The organism is Micromonospora sp. DT231 (assembly GCF_049847025.1).
Classification (GTDB): domain Bacteria; phylum Actinomycetota; class Actinomycetes; order Mycobacteriales; family Micromonosporaceae; genus Micromonospora.
The window spans coordinates 880,941-900,185 of sequence record NZ_JBNCNO010000001.1 but is presented as its reverse complement, the minus strand read 5'-3'; the positions used below and the strand labels follow the sequence as shown (position 1 = coordinate 900,185).

Annotated in this window: 22 protein-coding genes; 14 read left to right on the top strand and 8 right to left on the bottom strand. The window is 71.4% G+C overall.

The genetic code is table 11. The features are described 5' to 3' along the window. Window positions 1-49: 49 nt before the first annotated feature. Complete coding sequence (locus tag ACPXBU_RS04020) at window positions 50-700, bottom strand: HAD family hydrolase (protein WP_425756703.1); 651 nt, start codon at window positions 698-700, stop codon at window positions 50-52. A 120-nt stretch (window positions 701-820) separates the two neighbouring features. Then, a complete protein-coding gene (locus ACPXBU_RS04015) occupies window positions 821-1,564 on the bottom strand; it encodes a neutral zinc metallopeptidase (RefSeq protein ID WP_393373540.1) in 744 nt (247 codons plus the stop codon). 162 nt (window positions 1,565-1,726) lie between these two features. Here ACPXBU_RS04015 and ACPXBU_RS04010 point away from each other — a divergent pair, with 162 nt between their 5' ends. From ACPXBU_RS04010 to ACPXBU_RS04000, 3 genes are all read left to right on the top strand, one after another. Next, complete coding sequence (locus ACPXBU_RS04010) at window positions 1,727-2,089, top strand: hypothetical protein (RefSeq protein ID WP_393373538.1); 363 nt, start codon at window positions 1,727-1,729, stop codon at window positions 2,087-2,089. Between the two features lie 323 nt (window positions 2,090-2,412). Then, window positions 2,413-2,805 carry a YciI family protein gene (locus tag ACPXBU_RS04005; RefSeq protein WP_393373603.1) on the top strand — a complete coding sequence of 131 codons (393 nt, stop codon included), beginning with the start codon at window positions 2,413-2,415 and terminating at the stop codon, window positions 2,803-2,805. A gap of 3 nt (window positions 2,806-2,808) precedes the next feature. After that, on the top strand, window positions 2,809-4,065 hold the full coding sequence (locus ACPXBU_RS04000) for an RNA polymerase sigma factor (protein ID WP_425756469.1): 1,257 nt from the start codon (window positions 2,809-2,811) through the stop codon (window positions 4,063-4,065). Between the two features lie 16 nt (window positions 4,066-4,081). Here the strand turns inward: ACPXBU_RS04000 and ACPXBU_RS03995 are convergent, their stop codons facing one another. Beyond that, entirely contained in the window at window positions 4,082-5,182 is a 1,101-nt protein-coding gene (locus ACPXBU_RS03995) for a calcium:proton antiporter (protein ID WP_393373532.1), read from the bottom strand. Window positions 5,183-5,271: 89 nt separating this feature from the next. On the opposite strand from ACPXBU_RS03995, the gene ACPXBU_RS03990 reads away from it, so the two are divergent. From ACPXBU_RS03990 to ACPXBU_RS03980, 3 genes are read left to right on the top strand one after another with little or no spacing between them, the layout of a single operon-like run. After that, entirely contained in the window at window positions 5,272-5,634 is a 363-nt protein-coding gene (locus ACPXBU_RS03990) for a metalloregulator ArsR/SmtB family transcription factor (RefSeq protein ID WP_393373529.1), read from the top strand. Further along, window positions 5,631-6,149 (top strand): SRPBCC family protein, encoded by a 519-nt coding sequence (locus ACPXBU_RS03985; RefSeq protein ID WP_425756466.1) that lies wholly within the window; start codon window positions 5,631-5,633, stop codon window positions 6,147-6,149. The genes ACPXBU_RS03990 and ACPXBU_RS03985 overlap by 4 nt, the downstream gene beginning before the upstream one ends. Before the next feature lie 33 nt (window positions 6,150-6,182). Further along, a complete protein-coding gene (locus ACPXBU_RS03980; RefSeq protein WP_425756464.1) occupies window positions 6,183-6,671 on the top strand; it encodes a DUF5946 family protein in 489 nt (162 codons plus the stop codon). A gap of 37 nt (window positions 6,672-6,708) precedes the next feature. On the opposite strand, the gene mug is transcribed toward ACPXBU_RS03980, so the two are convergent. Continuing rightward, window positions 6,709-7,281: a G/U mismatch-specific DNA glycosylase gene (mug, locus tag ACPXBU_RS03975; protein ID WP_425756462.1), complete on the bottom strand. Its 573-nt coding sequence runs from the start codon at window positions 7,279-7,281 to the stop codon at window positions 6,709-6,711. A 74-nt stretch (window positions 7,282-7,355) separates the two neighbouring features. On the opposite strand from mug, the gene ACPXBU_RS03970 reads away from it, so the two are divergent. The 5 genes from ACPXBU_RS03970 (at window position 7,356) to ACPXBU_RS03950 (ending at window position 14,373) form a co-directional block, all read left to right on the top strand. Next, window positions 7,356-8,099 (top strand): SAM-dependent methyltransferase, encoded by a 744-nt coding sequence (locus ACPXBU_RS03970; protein WP_425756460.1) that lies wholly within the window; start codon window positions 7,356-7,358, stop codon window positions 8,097-8,099. A gap of 37 nt (window positions 8,100-8,136) precedes the next feature. Continuing rightward, entirely contained in the window at window positions 8,137-8,946 is an 810-nt protein-coding gene (locus ACPXBU_RS03965) for a CPBP family intramembrane glutamic endopeptidase (RefSeq protein WP_393373518.1), read from the top strand. Between the two features lie 119 nt (window positions 8,947-9,065). After that, on the top strand, window positions 9,066-9,794 hold the full coding sequence (locus ACPXBU_RS03960) for an alpha/beta fold hydrolase (RefSeq protein WP_393373516.1): 729 nt from the start codon (window positions 9,066-9,068) through the stop codon (window positions 9,792-9,794). Between the two features lie 401 nt (window positions 9,795-10,195). After that, window positions 10,196-11,455 carry a ThuA domain-containing protein gene (locus tag ACPXBU_RS03955; RefSeq protein WP_425756457.1) on the top strand — a complete coding sequence of 420 codons (1,260 nt, stop codon included), beginning with the start codon at window positions 10,196-10,198 and terminating at the stop codon, window positions 11,453-11,455. Window positions 11,456-11,541: 86 nt separating this feature from the next. After that, window positions 11,542-14,373: a PQQ-dependent sugar dehydrogenase gene (locus tag ACPXBU_RS03950; RefSeq protein WP_425756455.1), complete on the top strand. Its 2,832-nt coding sequence runs from the start codon at window positions 11,542-11,544 to the stop codon at window positions 14,371-14,373. A 116-nt stretch (window positions 14,374-14,489) separates the two neighbouring features. Here the strand turns inward: ACPXBU_RS03950 and ACPXBU_RS03945 are convergent, their stop codons facing one another. Next, on the bottom strand, window positions 14,490-15,074 hold the full coding sequence (locus ACPXBU_RS03945) for a hypothetical protein (RefSeq protein ID WP_425756453.1): 585 nt from the start codon (window positions 15,072-15,074) through the stop codon (window positions 14,490-14,492). 173 nt (window positions 15,075-15,247) lie between these two features. Here ACPXBU_RS03945 and ACPXBU_RS03940 point away from each other — a divergent pair, with 173 nt between their 5' ends. Together ACPXBU_RS03940 and ACPXBU_RS03935 are read left to right on the top strand one after the other, a co-directional pair. Further along, complete coding sequence (locus ACPXBU_RS03940) at window positions 15,248-16,273, top strand: trypsin-like serine peptidase (protein WP_425756451.1); 1,026 nt, start codon at window positions 15,248-15,250, stop codon at window positions 16,271-16,273. Window positions 16,274-16,328: 55 nt separating this feature from the next. Beyond that, window positions 16,329-17,237 (top strand): NAD-dependent epimerase/dehydratase family protein, encoded by a 909-nt coding sequence (locus ACPXBU_RS03935; RefSeq protein ID WP_425756449.1) that lies wholly within the window; start codon window positions 16,329-16,331, stop codon window positions 17,235-17,237. A gap of 22 nt (window positions 17,238-17,259) precedes the next feature. Here the strand turns inward: ACPXBU_RS03935 and ACPXBU_RS03930 are convergent, their stop codons facing one another. Next, window positions 17,260-17,709: a GNAT family N-acetyltransferase gene (locus tag ACPXBU_RS03930; protein ID WP_393373502.1), complete on the bottom strand. Its 450-nt coding sequence runs from the start codon at window positions 17,707-17,709 to the stop codon at window positions 17,260-17,262. Window positions 17,710-17,758: 49 nt separating this feature from the next. Beyond that, complete coding sequence (locus ACPXBU_RS03925) at window positions 17,759-17,962, bottom strand: hypothetical protein (protein ID WP_393373499.1); 204 nt, start codon at window positions 17,960-17,962, stop codon at window positions 17,759-17,761. A gap of 263 nt (window positions 17,963-18,225) precedes the next feature. On the opposite strand from ACPXBU_RS03925, the gene ACPXBU_RS03920 reads away from it, so the two are divergent. Then, window positions 18,226-18,720: a GNAT family N-acetyltransferase gene (locus tag ACPXBU_RS03920; protein ID WP_393373497.1), complete on the top strand. Its 495-nt coding sequence runs from the start codon at window positions 18,226-18,228 to the stop codon at window positions 18,718-18,720. An 18-nt stretch (window positions 18,721-18,738) separates the two neighbouring features. Here ACPXBU_RS03920 and ACPXBU_RS03915 read toward each other — a convergent pair whose 3' ends face one another. Continuing rightward, a complete protein-coding gene (locus ACPXBU_RS03915) occupies window positions 18,739-19,179 on the bottom strand; it encodes a VOC family protein (RefSeq protein ID WP_425756446.1) in 441 nt (146 codons plus the stop codon). Window positions 19,180-19,245 lie beyond the last annotated feature (66 nt).

Below are 19,245 nucleotides of genomic sequence, written 5' to 3'. Positions count from 1 at the left end.
AGGAACGGAAAAGGGGGCCTCGGCGGACGCCGGGGCCCCCTTTTTCTCGCTACGCCGCGGCCCGGTCGGCCAGCAGCGCCGCGAGCAGCTCCAGGTCCACGCCGGTCAGGCTCTGCACCTGGTGTACGCCGGCAGTGCGCGCGAGCGCCACCTCCGCCGGTACGGCCAGCACCGCCGCGCCGGAGGCGAGCGCGCTGGCCACCCCGGTCGGCGAGTCCTCGATCGCCACGCACCGCTCGATCGGCACACCCAGCAGGCGGGCGGCGGTCAGGTAGGGCTCCGGGTGCGGTTTGGCCGCCACGACCTCGTCGCCGGCGACCACCGTGTCGAAGTTGTCCCGGCCCAGGGTGTCCAGGGCGATCTCGACGAGCGCCCGGGGGCTGGAGGTGACCAGCGCGGTGGGGATCTGCGCCGCGCGGACGGCACGCAGCAGCTCGAACGCGCCGGGCTGCCAGGGCAGGCCGCCGCGGAACAACTCCAGGATCCGGGCGTTGATCCACGCCGCGCTGATCTCCGGGTCCCGTTCGGGCTGCCCCAGGTCGTCGTGCAGGAGCCGCATCGACTCCGCCATGCTGGTGCCGATGATCGCCCGCCGGGCGTCCTCGGACAGCTCCCCGCCGTACTCCCGGGCGAGTTCCTCCAACGCGACGTCCCACAGCTTCTCGCTGTCGACAAGCGTGCCGTCCATGTCGAAGAGCACGGCGGCGGGGTGGTGGCTGCTCAGCGGATCCTCCAGGGTCGTGGCCGACACCGGCGATCCTGCCAGGCCGCAACCCCGCTGGTGGCCGCGATGCGCACCGACGTGATCCCGGCAACCCGCTCAGCCCAGGTCGCAGGCCGCCAGGGAGCGCTCGTAGCCCCGGAAGAACGAGTCGGTGCGCTGCTCGGCGGTGCCGTGCGAGCCCTCCGCGAACCACGGCTGGTCGGGGTCGTCGCCGACGGCCGCCAGCCCCTCGCGGAACTCGTCGAGGTCGCCCTCGGCCAGGGTCAGGGTCTTGGCGCGCACCGAGTCGCCGAGGTACGCGCCGGCCATGCAGTCGGCCTGCAACTCCTGCTGGATGGTGAAGCTGTAGTTGATGCCGAGCCGCACCTGGACGCCGTGGGCGTACTCGTGGCCGAGCAGGTAGAACACGAACGCGTCGCCGACCTGGCGGAACGCCGCCACCGACCAGGCGACGTCGTACGCGATGAAGTCGCCCTGCGAGCAGTAGACGGCGTTGTTGCGGGGCAGCGGCTCGCCCCCGCAGGTCACCTCGCCCGCCCGCTGATACGGGGTGATCCGTCGGATCGGTTGGAACCGCTGCCCGGACTCCTTGAACTGGGCCGCCCAGTACCGCTCCGCGATCTGTTGCGCGTCGGCGACGTCCTGCTTGAACTCGGCCACGCTCGTGGTGCTGTCGGCCCGGGTGGTGCTCGGCGCCGGAGCCGCCGACGACCCCTTCGGCGCGGGGCGCTCACCCTCCGGCTCGGCCAGTCCCCCGCCGGCGCAGGCGAGCGACAGCAGGGCGGCGATCAGCAGGGCCCCCACCGGGCCCCGGGCGTCGCGTCCGGACCGTGTGCCCACTGTGCCTCCCCAGACATCCGTGCTCGCGCTGGTAGTACCCCGACAAGGTGCCCGAAACGCCCGTCACCGGATTCACGTGCGCCGGCTGCGGATGGTTCACGGTGCCGTACGGCCAGAATGAAGGTGGGGCCGGGTGCGGCCGTCCGGGCGAGGAGGGCTGTGATGCACGAGTTGGGCAGCCGCCTTCGCCGTCAGCCGGCCCCGCCACCCGTCGTGTGGCGTTCGCTGCGCGACCCGTACGAGGTCGGTAGCCGGCCCTGGTTGGAGTTACGTGACGACGAGGTGCCGCCGCGGGTGCTGGCCGGCTACGCGCCCGTACTGCTGATCTGGTCGTCGCTGTGGCCGCACCGGCCGCTGGACCGGATCCGTTTCGACCTGGCCGCCCACCCACCCGGCCCGGAGTGCGCCCTGCGGTGGACGCTCACCACCGACGGGGAGGTGCCGAGCGAGAGCACACTCGGGTACCTGCGGCACCGGCTCAACTACCTGGTCAACGACCGCCTCCGCCGTTCCTACGGGCAGTGAACCGTCAGCCGCCGGCCTCGCGGCCGCGCTGCCAGGTGTCGCCCTGGTCGCCGTGTCGCTCGGCCTCGTAGCGCTGCTGCCGGCCGTGGGCGTCCCGACCGGCCGCGCGTGCGTCGCCCCCGCCGAACCACCACCCCCATCTCCCCCGTTGATCATGAGGTTATTGCCACCCGCGTCGGCGTGTCGGAGCTATAACCTCATGATCAACGGATCGAATCGGGTTGGGTGGGTGGGGGTTGTCTGGGTTGGGGGTTGGGCTTCGACGTTTCTGGTGAGCGGTGCCGCGGCGGTACCAGAGACAGGAGGAGACACCCGTGAAGTACATGATTTTGCTGTACGGCTCCCAGCAGGACTACGACGTGTTGTCGGGGCGGGCTTCCGACCGGCCCGCGATGTCGGCCGAGCAGATCGCGGCGATGCACAAGCACATGGAGACCTTTCACCAGGCGCTGGCCGAGTCCGGGGAGTTGGTGGACGCCCAGGGCCTGAGCGAGCCCGTGCACGCGCGCCGGGTGCGGGTACGCGAGGGCGCACCCGTGGTCACCGACGGCCCGTACCCGGAGACACAGGAGGTCCTGGCGGGTTACACGATCGTGGAGTGCGCCAGCTTCGACCGGGCCACCGAGATCGCCGCCGGACTTGTCGACCCCAGCGCACCCGACGGGTACGTGGACGTGCGACCGGTGCTGGAGGGCATCGAGGACCTGGCCGGCTGACCGATGCCGGAGAGATCCGTCGAGGACCTGCTGCGCGAGCTGGCGCCGCAGGTCCTCGGCGCGCTGGTACGACGCTACGGGCACTTCGACACCGCCGAGGACGCGGTGCAGGAGGCGCTGATCGCGGCGGCGGGCGGTTGGCCGCGCGACGGCGTACCGGACAACCCACGCGGCTGGTTGATCACCGTCGCGTCCCGCCGGCTGACCGACCTGCTGCGCCGGGAGCAGGCCCGGGTACGGCGGGAGGACACGGTGGCCCGGTGGGTGCTGCCGGAGCAGTGGCGCGCTCCGGCGGCTGACCAGCAGCCGGCGGACGCGGACGACACGCTCATCCTGCTCTTCCTGTGCTGCCACCCGGCGCTGTCGCCGGCGTCGCAGATCGCGCTCACGCTGCGCGCCGTGGGCGGGCTGAGCACCGCCGAGGTGGCGCGTGCGTTCCTGGTGCCGGAGGCGACGATGACCCGGCGGATCAGCCGGGGCAAGCAACGGATCCGCGACAGTGGACTGCGGTTCGCGCCGCCGACCGGCCCGGAGCGCGCCGACCGGCTCGCCGCCGTGCTGCACGTGCTGTACCTGATCTTCACCGAGGGGTACGCCCGCACGGCAGGCCCCGGGTTGCTGCGCGCGGACCTGACCACGGAGGCGATCCGGTTGACCCGCCTGGTGCACCGGCTGCTGCCCGAGGATCCCGAGGTCACCGGGCTGCTCGCGTTGATGCTGCTCACCGATGCGCGGGCGCCGGCGCGGCTCGGCCCGCACGGCGAGTTGGTGCCGATGGCCGAGCAGGACCGGAGCCGGTGGCGGGCCGACCAGATCGCCGAGGGGGTCGAGCTGATCACCGGGGCGCTGCCGCGCGGGGGCGTCGGGGCGTACCGGGTGCAGGCGGCCATCGCGGCCGTGCACGACGAGGCACCCAGCGCGCGGGAGACCGACTGGGCGCAGATCACCGCCCTGTACGAGGTGCTGCTGGGCATCTCCGACAATCCGGTGGTGGCGCTCAACCACGCGGTGGCGGTGGCGATGAGTCGGGGCACGTCGGCCGGGTTGGCGCTGCTCGCCGACCTGGCCGACGACGCGCGGCTGGCCGACGACCCCCGGCTGCCGGCCGCCCGCGCGCACCTGTGGGAGCGGGTGGGTGAGCGGGTCGCGGCGCGGGAGGCGTACCGGATGGCGGCGGCGCGCTCGACGAACCTGGCGCAGCAGCGCTACCTGAACGCCCGCGCGGACCGCCTCGCGGGCGACCCGCCGCCCGCCGGTTGAGCCGGCGGGCGGACGGTCAGGGGCTCGCGGCGAGGAAGACGAACGCGGCCAGCAGCACCAGGTGTACGCCGCCCTGCAGCACGTTGGCCCGGCCCGGCACGACGGTGAGGACCGCGGTGACGGCGGTCAGCGCGAGCAGGGCGAGTTGGGTGCCGCCGAGGCCGAGCAGGAGGGGGCCGTCCAGCCAGATCGAGGCGATGGCGATGGCCGGGATGGTCAGGCCGATGCTTGCCATCGCGGAGCCGAGGGCGAGGTTCAGGCTGATCTGGACGCGGTCGCGGCGCGCGGCGCGGGCGGCGGCGAGGGTCTCCGGCAGCAGCACCAGCAGGGCGATGATCACACCGACGAACGCGTGCGGCAGGTTCGCGGCCGCGACACCCGCCTCGATGGTCGGCGAGACGATCTTCGCGTCGCCCACCACCGCGATCAACGCCACCAGCAGCAGCCCCAGGCTGATCAGCGCGGCGCGGGTCGTCGGCGGTTTGGCGTGTTCCTCGGCGTCGATCACCCGGCCCTGGCTGTCGACCGGCAGGAAGTAGTCGCGGTGCCGGCCGGTCTGCACGAGCACGAACAGCCCGTACAGGGCCAGCGACGCGACGGCGGCGAAGGCGAGTTGGGCCGGGCTGAACTCCGGGCCGGGCCGGGCCGTGGTGAAGGTCGGGATGACCAGACTCAGCGTGGCCAGGGTGATCACGGTGGCCAGCGCACCGCCGGTGCCCTCCGGGTTGAACACGGCGACGCGCCGGCGCAGCGCCCCGAGCAGCAGGGACAGGCCGAGGATGCCGTTACAGGTGATCATGACGGCGGCGAAGACGGTGTCGCGGGCGAGCGACTGGGTCTTCTCCGGTCCGCTGATCATCAGCGTGACGATGAGGGCCACCTCGATCACGGTGACCGCGACGGCGAGCACCAGTGAGCCGTACGGCTCCCCCACCCGGTGGGCGACCACCTCCGCGTGGTGCACGGCCGCGAGCACCGCACCGCCGAGCAGCACCGCGACCACCACGATGACGGGCCCCGGCAGGCTCCGCCCCCAGGTGACGAGCAGCACCAGCACGGCGAGCACGGGTACGGCGACGGTCCAGTCGGTCATCCGGGAGCGAAGCAGGGTGGCCATGCCGTACAGAGTGCCAGGACAGCTGATCATGTGCCCACCATCGACGCAGCGGGTCAGCAGATCCGTAACCCATGGGTTACGCTTTCGGTGTGGACGAGGTGGTCGCCGCAATCGCGGACCCGGTGCGACGGCACATCCTGACCATGCTGCGCGACGAACCCCTCTCCGCCGGCGACATCGCCCAGCGGTTCGTGATCAGCCGGCCCGCGATCAGCCGCCACCTGCGGGTGCTGCGCGAGAGTGGGCTGGTCCGCGACGAGCTGGTCGGCCGACGCAGGATCTACCGCCTCGACCCCGGCCCGCTCGCCCCGCTGACCGACTGGCTCGCCGGGCTCGCCCGCGCCGACAGGTGGGAGCGGCACCTCGACGCGCTGGAAACCGAGATCTATCGCACCCGCCGAGAGCGCCGCGGCAGCGGCCCGGCGGAGCATCGAAGGGAGCACACGGCATGACCCGTACGCCCGCCGGACGCCTGTTTCGCACCGCCACCGGCTACGACCTCGTCCTCACCCGGACCTTCCGCGCCCCGGCGGCGGACGTCTGGGCCAGCCTGACCGAGTCGGACCGCACGGCCCGCTGGTACGGCCCGTGGGAGGGCGACGCCGCGCCCGGACGGACCATCCGGCTCCAGATGGCCTTCGAGGAGGAGCAGCCCTGGTCCGAGGTCCACATCGACGCGTGCGAGCCGCAGCGACGCCTCGCCGTGTCCCTCATCGACAGCTACGGCACCTGGCGGCTGGAGCTGGCGCTCACCGAGACCGACGGCACCACCGAGCTGCGGTTCGTCCAGCACCTCACGAGCGTGGAGGGCATCGCCGAGGTCGGCGCCGGCTGGGAGTACTACCTGGACATGCTCGTCGCCTCCCGGGACGGCTCACCCCGGCCCGAGTTCGACGACTACCACCCCGCGATGCAGCCCTACTACCAGGGGCTCGCCGGGCTGGTCGTGGACGAGAGCCGGCAGTGACGGGCGGCGGTTCACCCGCGAGGAGGGTCACCTGTGAGACCGACGCGCACCGACCGCTGCGCCGAGTGCGGAGGCGCGGTGCCGACGAGCGGCGACTGCTGGACGCGGCTGCACGAGCTGCTCGAGATCGAGACCCGCGTGCTGCCCAGTCTCGACCCGGAGGCGGGGATGCGCGCGCACTTCTTCGCCGTGGCCACGTACCAGCTTCAGCATCCGTCCCGGCTCACCCGTGAGACGCTCGACCGCCTCCACGCCGCGGTCGACGAGATGACCGGTCCCGCACCGCCTCCGATCGCGTACCTGCGTCGCCGTATGGGCCGCTTCGCGGCCGGCTCGCAGAAGGTCATCCGTTCGGCGCCGACCGATCGTTCACACATCGACGCGCGCTGGCCGGTGTCGTGGTCGGTCACCGCCCAGGACGTGACGGAGCGAGCCGAGTCGGAGTACCCCGACGCCGTCGGCAGCTGGGCGGTCGCGACGCTCGCCGACCTCCATGCCGCGATGCCCGCCACGTCGCGGTGAGCCGGCACCGGTGCGACAACGACATCCACCGGTACGGCTACCCGGGGTCGAGTTCGCGCCGCAGCCTGGCGAACTCGGCGGTCAACGCCGGCAGCGGGAAGTGCGCGTTCAGCCCGCTGGGGTTGGGCAGCACCCACACCCGGGCCGGGCCCAGCCGATCCGGCTGCGGACCCAGCCCGGCCTTCGGCCGGACGAAGGCGATCCGGTACGCGGTCACCCCGAGAATCGCCACCCACCGCGGCCGGTACCGCTCGGCCTTCACCGCCAACCCCGTCACCCCGGCCACCAGCTCGGCCGAGGTCAGCTCGTCGGCGCGCGCGGTGGCCCGGTTGCTCAGGCTGGTGATGCCCAGCCCCTGGCGCAGCAACTCGTCAGATTCCCACGGGTACAGCTCCCGGTCGGTGAAACCGCCACCGTGCAGGGCCGGCCAGAACCGGCTGCCCCGGCGGGCGAAGGGCAGCCCCACGGCGGCGGAGTAGAGACCCGGGTTGAAGCCGCAGAACAGCACGCGCAGGCCGGGGCCGATCACGTCGGCCAGGCCCCGGCCGGCCGCCGCCGCCACCTCCTGCGGGGTCGGCCGTCGAAACGGCCCCGGCCGCTGCGCGTCCACCCCTGCGATCCTGCCGTACGCGGGGGGCCCGGGCACGGCGCATGCCGACGATCACGACGTGGCACCCTCAACGGATGCAGTCAGCCGACCACCTCGCCGTCAGCCGCCACGCCCGGATGCGCTGGAACACTCCGCTCTCCCCGGAGCACGCGGCGTTGCTGCTGCAACGACTCGACGTCCGCCCCGGCGCGCGGGTCCTCGATCTCGGCTGCGGTTGGGGTGAGCTGTTGCTGCGGGCGGTCGCGGCCGGGGGCGTGTCCGGCCCGGTCGCGACGCGGGGCGTCGGCGTCGACACCGACGGCGACGTCCTGGAACGGGGACGGCGACTGGCCGCGGATCGGTCGCTGAACCGACACGTCACATTCGTGATGGGAGAGGCGGCGGCCTGGCAGGAGCCGGCCGACCGCGTCCTCTGCATCGGATCGGCGCACGCCTTCGGCGGCACCCGGCTCGCGCTCGACGCGCTCGCCGCCGTGGTCCGACCCGGTGGCCGGCTCCTGTTCGGTGACGCGTACTGGGAGCGCCCTCCGACACCTGCGGTCGAGGAGATCTTCGGCCCGGACGTGGTGACCCTCCCGGGGTTGGTCGAGGCCGCCCGGGAACGTGGCTGGCGGGTGCTGCACCTGAGCACCGCCGACCAACGGGAGTGGGACGACTTCGAGTCCACCTTTCTCGCGGGCCGCCAGGAGTGGCTGCTGACGTACCCGGAGGATCCCCGCGCGGCCGACGTCCGCACCCAGCTCGACGACAGGTTGCGCGAGTACGTCGCCGGCTACCGGGGCACCCTCGGTCTCGCCTACCTCGTCCTCGGCCGCTGACGGGCCCGTGTTGCCGCCACTGGCTACGCTGCCGGTGGTGAACGCCAGCCGTCGCGTCGCCCTGCCCGGACGGATCCTCGTCGTCTACGCGGGCGCCGTGCTGGTGTGGTTGGCGCTCGGGGCGCTGCTGGACCGCGACTACGACCGCCCGACCCACGCCATCGGGGCGGTCCTCACCACGGCGCTCGTCGTACCCCTGGTCGTGGTTGCCCGCCGTCGGCTCGACCGGCGCCCCTGGGCCGGTCTGGGACTGCCCTCGCCGCGGGCCGGTTGGCGGCGCCTGCTGCTCGGGATGGCCTGCTGGCTGGTGCCCGCCGCCGGCGGGTTCGCGCTCTGCCTCGGTCTGGGCTGGGTCGAGATCAGCGTTCGGACGTCCGTCGGGGACACCCTGCGGGTGGCGGCGCTGCTGGTCGTGCTCGTCGGGCTGAAGGAGGCGTTGCCGGAGGAACTCGTGTTCCGTGGCTACCTGCAGCACAACCTCGCCACCCGGTTGTCGGCGGGCCGGGCGGTGATCGCGCAGGCGGTGTTGTTCACCCTGTTCGGGTTCCTCGTCGGGGCCGCCCGGTCCGTCGACCGGCTCGCGCTGTTCTTCGTCTTCGCCCTCCTGCTGGGCGCCTTCCGTGCCGCCACCGGCGACATCTGGGCGAGCATCGGCTTCCACGTCGCCTTCCAGACGGTCGCCCAGCTGTTCGGTGACGTCGGAGCGGTCTTCGACGTCACCGGGTCGGCCGTCCTCGGAGCCGTGGCCATGGGGGCGATCCCGTTCTCGGTCGGCTGGCTTGTCGTCCGCCACCACTACCGCGAGCGCCTCGACTGGCGGGCGGTCGTACCCGATCCGGTGCGCTGAGGGCGCGAGCGTCGGCGTTTCGCCCACCGGCCGGACCGTCCTGGGGAAGAGTGGCAGGCGAGAGCTGTCGTCGACGACCCAGCGGTGGCACGGCGTCGCCCCGCCCGCGGAGGTTCCAGATGAGCGACAAGTCCCCGGCCACGCAGGCGCGCAACGTCGTGCTGGTCCACGGCGCGTACGCCGACGGCTCCTCCTGGTCCGACGTCATCCCGCTGCTCCAGCGGGCCGGGCTGACCGTCACCGCGGTGCAGAATCCGCTGACCTCCCTGGCCGACGACGTCGCCGCCACCAACCGTGCCCTCGACCGCCAGGACGGGCCGACGGTGCTGGTGGGCCACTCCTGGGCCGGCACGGTCATCAGCGACGCCGGCAACCATCCCCGGGTCACCGCCCTGGTGTACGTGGCGGCCCGCGCGCCGGACGCCGGCGAGGACTTCACCGCGCTCGCGGCGAAGTACCCCACGCCGCCGGCGAACGCCGGTCTCGTGCACCACGACGGGTACGCACAGCTCAGCGAGAGTGCTTTCCTGGCCGACTTCGCCGGTGGGGTCGACCAGGCCCGCGCCCGCGCCCTCTACGCGGTGCAGGGGCCGATCGCCGCTGACCTGTTCCAGGGCCGCACGACGACGGCCGCCTGGCGGGACCGACCCTGCTACTACTCGATCTCCACGCAGGACCGCACGACCGCGCCGGAGCTGGAACGGTTCCTGGCCGAACGCATGGACGCGACGACGATCGAGGTCGAATCGTCGCACCTTGCCATGGTCACCCACCCGGAGACGATCGCCGACCTCATCCTCATGGCGACCCGGGGCACCCGCGGTAGCGCGTCCGACAGCCGAGGCTAACCGCCCGGCGCGAAGCGGGGTTGGTGGGTAAACCGGCAGCGCCGTGCGGTTGGCCGGGGCGAAGTTCTCGTCATGGTGGGCGTACCTGCCGCCGGCCACGCGTCGGGCCGCACCGCCTGCCCCGGCAGTGGTGCCAGGCACCCGGGCCGGAGCGGGTGGGCTTGACGAGGGCCAGACATCGGAGGTTTACTGCGTCAGCGATGCCAGTCGATACAATCTGACCGTCCACAGTGCCGGTCGGGTTGGCCCGCCTGGCGCGGTGCCCCGTCCCCCATCACCCCACCACCCCCCGCACCACCTCAGCCGAGCATCGGCGGCCCGGCTTCCGCACCACCGCCACTGCGGCCCCGGCCTGCCCCCGTGCACAGCCTGAGGTCGACGCTCAGCAGAGGAGCAAGACCATGCGTTCCCGTCCCCGCTTGTTGGCCTTCGTCATCGGCTTGGCCGTGTTGATGGCCAGCCTGCTAGTCCTTCCCACACCGTCCTCGGCAGCACCGCTGACGAAGGTCCTGGTGTTCAGCAAGACGGCCGGCTTCCGCCACTCGGCCATCCCCAACGGCATCGCCGCGATCCAGCAGCTCGGCTCGGCCAACGGCTTCACCGTGACGGCGACCGAGGATGCCGGCCAGTTCACCACCTCCAACCTGGCCCAGTACCAGGCGGTGGTCTTCATGTCGACGACCGGTGACGTCCTCAACGCCAGCCAGCAGACGGCGTTCGAGTCGTACATCGCCGCCGGCGGCGGGTACGTCGGCGTGCACGCCGCCGCCGACACCGAGTACAGCTGGCCCTGGTACGGCAGTCTGGTCGGGGCGTACTTCGACTCGCACCCGGCGATCCAGACCGCCACGGTGAAGATCGAGGACCAGACCAACCCGTCGACGGCGCACCTGCCGGCCACCTGGACCCGCTCCGACGAGTGGTACAACTACCGCACCAACCCCCGGTCCAGCGCGCGGGTTCTCGCCAGCCTCAACGAGTCGTCCTACAGCGGCGGCAACATGAACGGCGACCACCCGATCACCTGGTGCAAGGCGTACGGCGGCGGTCGGGCCTGGTACACCGGCCTCGGGCACACCGAGGCGTCGTACACCGACCCGAACTTCACCCGGATGCTGCTCGGCGGCCTCCAGGTCGCCGCGGGCTCCGTGAGCGCCGACTGCTCGCCGCGGACGACGACGCCGCCGACGACCGCTCCGCCGACGACCGCTCCGCCGACGACGGCCCCGCCGACGACGGCCCCGCCGACCACTCCGCCGCCCACCGCCAGCGGTTCCACCCTGAAGGCCCGCGCCAACAACCAGTTCGTGAGCGCGCCGAACGCCAGCACCGCGCTGATCGCCAACAAGACCTCCGTCGGCACCAGCGAGCGGTTCGACCTGGTCAGCCTCGCCAACGGCAACGTCGCGCTGCGCGCCAAGAGCAACGGGCAGTTCGTCGCGGCGGAGAACTCCGGGAACTCCCCGCTGATCGCCAACCGGGCCAGCGCCGGCGCCTGGGAGACGTTCCAGCTCGTCCGCAACTCCGACGGCACGGTGAGCCTGCGGGCCACGGTGAACAACCGTTACGTCGCGGCTGACAACGGTGGCGCCTCCCCGCTGATCGCCAACCGGACCTCCATCGGTCAGTGGGAGAAGTTCGACCTCGCCACCAGCAACTGACCGCGTCTCGACGCGCTCTTCACCACCCCCACCTGGCCGTGGTGCGCCCCCGCACGCCCGGCCCTGGTCGTCGAGAAAGGACGATCATGCTTTCGAACCCCCGGCGCTGGTCCCGGGCACTCATCGCGGCGGTCACCACCGTCGCGAGTGTGTCCCTGGCCGTGGCCGCACCCTCCGCCGCGCAGGCGGCGGTCATCCCCGCCTCCGATTACCAGCAGGTCAAACTCGCCACCGGCTCGGCCGAGCTGGGTGAGGCCATGTCCCTGGCGGTCCTGCCCAACCGTTCGGTGCTGCACACCGCCCGCAACGGCGTCCTGCGGGTCACCGACGTGGCCGGCAACACCAAGACCTCCGGCACCCTGTCGGTCTACACCCACGACGAGGAGGGGTTGCAGGGCGTCGCCGTCGACCCCAACTTCGCCACCAACAGGTGGATCTACCTGTACTACTCGCCGACGCTGAGCACCCCGTCCGGGGACGCCCCCACCACGGGCTCGCAGTCGGACTGGGACCGGTGGAAGGGGCACCTGCGGCTGTCCCGGTTCACCCTCAACAGCGACGACACGCTCAACCTGAGCAGCGAGAAGATCATGCTCCAGGTCGCCAACGACCGTGGGCAGTGCTGCCACGTCGGCGGTGACCTGGACTTCGACGGCGCCGGCAACCTGTACCTGACCACCGGCGACGACACGAACCCGTTCGAGTCGTCCGGCTACGCGCCGCTGGACGAGCGGACCAACCGCAACCCGCAGTTCGACGCGCAGCGCTCGGCGGGCAACACCAACGACCTGCGGGGCAAGGTGCTGCGGATCACGCCGCAGGCGGACGGGACGTACACCATCCCGTCGGGCAACCTGTTCGCCCCCGGCACCGCAAACACCCGTCCGGAGATCTACGCGATGGGTCTGCGTAACCCGTTCCGGATGAGCGTCGACAAGGCGACCGGCGTGGTCTACCTCGGCGACTACGGTCCCGACTCCGGGTCCACGAACTCCAGCCGTGGCCCCTCGGGTCAGGTCGAGTTCAACCGCATCGCGGCGCCGGGCAACTTCGGTTGGCCGTACTGCACGGGCAGCAACAGCAGCACCGAAACGTACAACGAATACACCTTCCCGTCCGGGCCGTCGCAGTCCAAGTACAACTGCACGGGCGGGCCGACCAACAACTCGTTCCGCAACACCGGCCTCGGCACGCTGCCCGCGGCGAAGCCGGCCTGGATCAAGTACGCCGGTGACTCCGGTTCCCCGTCGGAGTTCGGCAGCGGCTCGGAGTCGCCGATGGGCGGCCCGGTGTACCGGTACAACGCCTCGCTCAACTCCAGCATCAAGTTCCCGCAGTCGCTGGACGGCCAGTTCTTCGCCGGCGAGTACGGCCGCCGGTGGATCAAGCCGATCAAGGTCAACTCCGACGGCTCGCGCGGGGAGATCTCCAGCTTCCCGTGGAGCGGCACCCAGGTCATGGACATGGCCTTCGGCCCGGACGGCGCGCTCTACGTGCTGGACTACGGCACCGGCTCGAACAACCAGGCGCTCTTCCGGATCGAGTACATCGGTGGTGGCAACCGCAACCCGATCGCGGTGGCCTCGGCCAACCCGACCTCGGGGTCGAACCCGCTGACCGTCAACTTCTCGTCGGCCGGCTCCTCCGACCCGGAGGGTGGGGCGCTGAGCTACCTGTGGACGTTCGGCGACGGCACCACGTCGACGGCGGCCAACCCCACGAAGACGTACACCACCAACGGCACCTTCTCCCCCACCCTGAAGGTCACCGACCCGACCGGCCTGTCCGGCACGGCGAGCCTGGTCGTCACCGTGGGGAACACCGCGCCGACGGTGACGCTCACCACGCCCGCCGACGGGCAGCTGTTCACCTTCGGTGACACCGTGTCGTACCAGATCTCGGTGAGCGACCCGCAGGACGGCACGATCGACTGCACCAAGGTGAGCCTGACCTACGCGCTGGGCCACGACAGCCACGCCCACCAGATCACCTCGAAGAACGGGTGCAGTGGCTCCATCACCGTCCCGACGGACGGTGAGCACGACTCCGCGGCCAACATCTACGGAGTCTTCGACGCCGCCTACACCGACAACGGTGGGCTCACCACGCACAGCATCAAGACCCTGCAGCCGAAGCACCGGCAGGGTGAGCACTTCAGCGCCCAGTCCGGCGTCCAGGCGACCGACCACACGAACGCCGAGGGTGGTCGCACCGCCGGGTTCATCGAGAACAACGACTGGATCTCCTACCAGCCGTACAACCTGGCCAACGCCAACCGCATCACCGTGCGGGCGTCGTCGGCCGGCGCCGGTGGCACCATCGAGGTCCGGGCCGGGTCGGCCACCGGCACCCTGCTGGGCACCGTCACGGTGCCGGTGACCGGCAACTGGGAGACCTTCGTCGACTCGTCCGCCACGATCAGCAACCCGCCGAGCGCGTCGACCACGCTGTACCTGGTGTTCAAGGGCGGGTCCGGCTACCTGTTCGATGTCGACGCGTTCACCTTCACCACCGGCACCGGTAGCAGCACGCCGGTGAGTACCATCCGGGCGCAGGTCAACAGCCAGTACGTGTCGGCGGTCGGCACCACCGCGCTGATCGCCAACAAGGCCAGCGTCAGCAGCACCGAGCAGTTCGACCGGGTGGACGCCGGCAACGGCAACATCGCGCTGCGGTCGCGCGCCAACGGGCTCTACGTCTCGGCCGCGAACGCAGGCGCCAACCCGTTGGTCGCCAACGCCGCGTCGATCGGTTCGTGGGAGACGTTCCAGCTCATCAGCAACACGGATGGGACGGTGAGCCTGCGCGCCACGGTCAACAACCAGATCGTGTGCGCCGAGAACGCCGGGGCCGGATCCCTGATCGCCAACCGTACGTCGGTTGGCGCCTGGGAGAGGTTCATCCTGACCACCGGCTGAGCAGCGGTGCCCGGCCTGGTCGGCGGCCGGGCCGGCGAACGTCGGGAGAGTCCGGGGCGGGCGGTGAACACACCGTCCGCCCCGGTTCTCGTTGTCGCGGCCGTCGACCCGGGCGCCTAGGAGTCCGCGGGCACCCCGGCGTCGAGTTGGCCGATCATCGGTGCGAGCAGGTCGTTCAGCTCCCGGGCCAGGACCACCGTGGCTCGGCGCGCCGTGGTGGCGACGTCGTCGTCCGGACCGTCCGGGGCCGGCGGCAGATGGTCGAGCGGCACCGGTGCGTCGACCTGGAGCATCGCCCGCAGGTGCGGGCTGCGGGTCTGATCCTGCTCGGTCGGGGTCGTGTACTGGCCGAACAGTTGGGGCCAGTCACGCCAGCCGCGGTCACGCTGCCACTGCCTGGTCCAGGTGAGTTCGGCAGGCCAGCGGGAGATCACCGTCACGGCGCAGACCATGCTGCCGTCCCACGGGCTTCTCGCGCAGGTCGCCGAGACGATCCGCCGATGCCAGCGGACGAAGCCGGGCGACAGCTCGGCGGCGACCCGCCAGGCGGTCGCCGCGAACCCGACCGGCGAGATGTCCCCCCAGGTGTCGGCGAAGTCGTCGAGCCGCCTGCGTACCTCGGCCTCGTAGCGGCCACCCCCGTCGGTGCCGTGCTCGCGGTCGAACTGCTCGTCCAGCCAGAAGGCGCGCGGCTCAGGCATTCCCCACTCCCCGATTCGTGAAGTTTTCTCAGGCACGACGCGACTCGTTTCGCAGTCAGGCAGCCGTCACCGAACGTACACGACAGGACCACGGTGGACGGACCGCCCGCGCCTAACGTGGGCGGTACGACGTCGGAGCGTAGTGGCTCCGACCGCCAACCTCAGGGGGTCTCGTGCGCAGGAAATTCGGCTTCGTCTCGGTGGGCGTCATGCTCCTGGCCAGCCTGGCCGTCGCTCAGCCGCCGGCCCAGGCGGACGCGGCGGCCGCGCCCACCCCGTCCGCGACCGTGACCGAGGCGCGCGCCACCATCCACGGACGGGTGCCCGCCGACGCGGACACCGCGGCGGCGGCGGGCCGTGCCTACTGGACGCCGGAACGCATGCGCGCGGCACGACCCGCCCCCATGCCGGAGGGGACCGACACCTTCGACCGGGAGGCCAGCGACCGTCCCGGCCGGATCGGTGCGGCACGTGACGTGGCCACGCCCGCGACGCCCCGGTCCCTGGCCGCCGGTGTGCACGCCACCGCCGCCGGCGCGCAAACCCAGTCGGTGAACGCCTCGCCCGGCGTCGGTCGCGTCTTCTTCACCCACAACGACGAGGACTTCTTCTGCTCCGGCGGGACCATCAACAACCCGCAGGCGAACATGGTCTCCACCGCCGGGCACTGCGTACACCCCGGTAACGGCGGATCCGTCTGGTACGACAACTGGGCGTACGCGCCGGAGTACACCGACGGCGTCGCACTGCACGGCCTCTGGTTCGCCAAGGAGTTCACCTCCGTCGAGGGTTGGGTCGACTGGGGTTACCTCTGGTGGGACTTCGCCTTCGTCACCATGCACCCGCTCAACGGCGACCGACTCGTGCACGTCACCGGCGGGCAGGGACTCAGCGTCAACAAGTCCAAGACGCTCACGGCGATGCTGCTCGGCTACCCGGGCGAAGCCCCGTACGACGGTCTGTCGCAGTACTACGCCCAGGGCGCCCTCAAGGCCGCCGGGGCGCAGCGGATCAAACTGAAGAACTGCCCGCTCAACCATGGCTCCAGCGGCGGCCCGTTCCTGCGCGCCTGGGACAACGACCTTCGATTCGGGTACGTCAACTCGGTGATGTCGTACAAGTTCTCCGGCAACATGTACGGCCCCTACTTCGACGACGACGTCCTGGACATCTACAACGTCGCGAAGAACAAGCAGTGACCGGCACCGGTTCGGTGGCTTGACAAGGACCCCGGTCCAGAGTGGACGATGCACCGTGCGGATTCTCGTGGTGGGTGGCAGTGGCCTGATCGGCGCTCATGTCGTGGACGTGCTGCGCGAGCGCGGCCACGCCACCACCACTGTGGCGCGGACCGCCCAGCCGGGGGTCGACCACCTCCTCGATGCCGGGTCCGCCTCGATCGAGGACCTGCGGCCGTTGCTCGCCGGTCACGACGGTGTCGTGTACGCCACGCGCACCGACGAGCAGCGGCCGCTGCCCAAGCCGATCTACCCGGAGTTCCGCCGCGACAACGTCGAACCGGTGGTACGCCTGTGCGCCGCCGCCCGCCAGGAGGGTCTCACCCGCGCGGTCGTCATGGGCTCGTACTACACCTATTTCGACAGGTTGCATCCGCAGTGGCGGCTGGCCGAGCGACACACGTACATCCGGTGCCGTGTCGAGCAGGCCCGGGAGGGACGGGCGGCCGCCGGTCTGGATCTGCCGGTCGCCGTCCTCGAACTGCCCTTCGTCTTCGGTCGGGCCGGCGACCGGCTGCCGAACTGGGCCGCGCCGCTGGACAGGTGGGCGCGGTCCCGTACCCCCCTGGTGGTGCCGACCGGCGGAAGCGCCGCGGTCTCGGCGCGCAGCGTCGCCGAGACCGCGGCGGACGCCCTGGAACAGGCCAGTGGCGCGGACATTCCGGTCGCCGACGAGAACCTGACCTGGGACGACATGATCGGGCGCATCGCCGAGGCGGTCGGCCGACGCCGCCGGGTGCGCCGACTGCCGGCCGGCGCGGCGAAGGCCGCGTTCCGACTCGGCGGCGCGTTGCAGGGCCTCGCGGGCAAGGAGTCGGGCATCAACGTGGCGCACCTCGCGGACCTCCTGCTCGCCGAGCTGTTCGTCGAACCGACGACCGGCCGGTCACTGGACCCCGCGCTGCGCGAGACCTTCCCCGTCTAGGGCGTGTCGCACAAGGGCGGTCCTAGCTCTCGGCTGCCGGCGGTCGCGCCAGGTACGCGGTCTTGACGTCGGCCGAGAACCCGCAGGCGCGGTAGAAGGCGTGCGTCGCGGGGGTACGCGAGCCCGTCATCAGCATCGCCTTGTAGCAGCCCGCGTCCCAGGCGGCCTGGAGCGTGCCGGCCATGATCTGCCGGCCGAGCCCGGTGCCGCGCCGCGACTCCTCGACGACCACGTTCTCGATGACTGCGTACGGCGACGCCGACCGGCTGAGGTTGGGAATCAGATTGAGGTACGTCGTGGCGACGACGACCCCGTCCAGTTCGAGAACGAACAGGCGCAGCCCCGGTGTGGCCACGATCTGTCGGAACACCACCTCGTCGGATCCATCGTCGAGCACCGGATCGTCGGGGTTGAGTTGCCGGTAGAGACGGATGATCTGCGCGAAGTCATCGGGCCGAGCCGCACGGAACATGCCCTGAGCGTAACGAGGACGCCAGGAGCGCCGGCCCGCGCAGGCGCCGCTAACGGTCGGTGCCCCGCACACCGCGGTACACCGCGGTGATGACCACGAAGAGCGTGCCGACGAGCACGACGGTGATCGCGGCGTTGACCGCCACGGGCAGGTCCTGAACCAGATACTGCTTCACGTAGTTGCTGCCGAGAATGACGCACAGGTAGACCCACCAGGGCGCCCACCTGCCGTTCTGTTCCTCTTTCCCGCTCACGAGCAGACCCCTTTCGACATGGGTGTCGGACCTCGGCCGTCGACGGCGGCCGGGGCACCGCGGACAGCGAGGCGACATCCACATCCACTCTGGCGCCGAGATTCGGCCGTGCCATCGACAGCGGGAACGAAAGAGGCCTCATCAGTTGGTCGTACGACCGCTCAGCTCAGCGGGTCACGTCCGCTTGGCCGGGTGGGCCAACCGGAGGAGGCCGCCCACCCGCGCCGTCAGCGGCGGCGGGTGTGGCGTGGCAGGATGCGGCGGTGCAGAACGTCGGTATCCGCGCCGCCACTCCGACCGATCTCCCGCTCCTGGTCGACATGCTGGTGGAGGCCATCAACTGGCTGCCGGAGCGCGACTGGTCTCGCGAGCGGATCCTGGCCGACCCGGCGCTGGCGCACTATGTCACCGGGTGGATGCGGCCGGACGACTTCGGGGTGGTCGCGGTGGAGCCGGCCGGTCAGCCGGTCGGCGCGGCCTGGTTTCGGCACCTGACCGCCGCTGACCCCGGTTACGGGTACGTGAGCGACGACGTGCCGGAGTTGACCATCGGCGTGGTGGAGTCGTGGCGCGGTCGGGGTGTGGGCCGGAAGCTGCTGCGCGCGGTCCTGGACGCTGCGGGCGCACGCGGCATCCGTCGGGTGTCGCTGAGTGTGGAGCGTGCGAACATCGCCGCGCGTCTCTACGCCGCCGAGGGGTTCCGCACGGTCGAGTCGTTCGAGAACGCGGACACGATGGTCGCCGACATCCACGCCTGACGCTCGCCGTGCTGGCCCTCAGCTGAGGTGTTCGGCCAAACCGACGATGATGCCCTCCGGGCCACGGACATAGCAGAGCCGGAAGATGTTCTCGTACTCCGTCAGTTCTCCGACCAGCTCGGCCCCGTGTGTCCGCAGGCGGGCGACGACGTCCTCGACGTCGTCGACGGCGAACATGATCCGGCGAATGCCCAGCGTGTTCGCGGGCGCGTCGGTCGGCTCGGCCCTGATCGCCTCCGGCGTGTGGAACATCGCCAACTCGACCTTGCCGTGACCGTCCGGGGTCCGCAGCATCGCGACCTCCTGCCGGACGTCGTCGAGCCCGATCACCCGCTCCACCCAGCGCCCCTCGACCGGCCCCCTGCCCTCCAACTCCATGCCGAGTTCGACGAAGAACGCGATGACCGCGTCAAGGTCGTCGACAACGATGAGGACGTTGTCCATCCGCTGGATCGTCATGCCGGATCTTCCCCTTCGGTGGTGCGGCCGTGCCGGCCGCTCACGTCCGGGAGATGGAGTCACCCG

Excerpts from the sequence above, each read along its gene's own strand:
- ACPXBU_RS04010 (WP_393373538.1), top strand. The coding sequence starts at position 1,727 with ATGCACGAGTTGGGCAGCCGCCTTCGCCGTCAGCCGGCCCCGCCACCC.
- ACPXBU_RS04005 (WP_393373603.1), top strand. The coding sequence starts at position 2,413 with ATGATTTTGCTGTACGGCTCCCAGCAGGACTACGACGTGTTGTCGGGG.
- ACPXBU_RS04000 (WP_425756469.1), top strand. The coding sequence starts at position 2,809 with ATGCCGGAGAGATCCGTCGAGGACCTGCTGCGCGAGCTGGCGCCGCAG.
- ACPXBU_RS03995 (WP_393373532.1), bottom strand. The coding sequence starts at position 5,182 with ATGGCCACCCTGCTTCGCTCCCGGATGACCGACTGGACCGTCGCCGTA.
- ACPXBU_RS03985 (WP_425756466.1), top strand. The coding sequence starts at position 5,631 with ATGACCCGTACGCCCGCCGGACGCCTGTTTCGCACCGCCACCGGCTAC.
- ACPXBU_RS03970 (WP_425756460.1), top strand. The coding sequence starts at position 7,356 with ATGCAGTCAGCCGACCACCTCGCCGTCAGCCGCCACGCCCGGATGCGC.
- ACPXBU_RS03960 (WP_393373516.1), top strand. The coding sequence starts at position 9,066 with ATGAGCGACAAGTCCCCGGCCACGCAGGCGCGCAACGTCGTGCTGGTC.
- ACPXBU_RS03955 (WP_425756457.1), top strand. The coding sequence starts at position 10,196 with ATGCGTTCCCGTCCCCGCTTGTTGGCCTTCGTCATCGGCTTGGCCGTG.
- ACPXBU_RS03950 (WP_425756455.1), top strand. The coding sequence starts at position 11,542 with ATGCTTTCGAACCCCCGGCGCTGGTCCCGGGCACTCATCGCGGCGGTC.
- ACPXBU_RS03945 (WP_425756453.1), bottom strand. The coding sequence starts at position 15,074 with ATGCCTGAGCCGCGCGCCTTCTGGCTGGACGAGCAGTTCGACCGCGAG.
- ACPXBU_RS03930 (WP_393373502.1), bottom strand. The coding sequence starts at position 17,709 with ATGTTCCGTGCGGCTCGGCCCGATGACTTCGCGCAGATCATCCGTCTC.
- ACPXBU_RS03915 (WP_425756446.1), bottom strand. The coding sequence starts at position 19,179 with ATGACGATCCAGCGGATGGACAACGTCCTCATCGTTGTCGACGACCTT.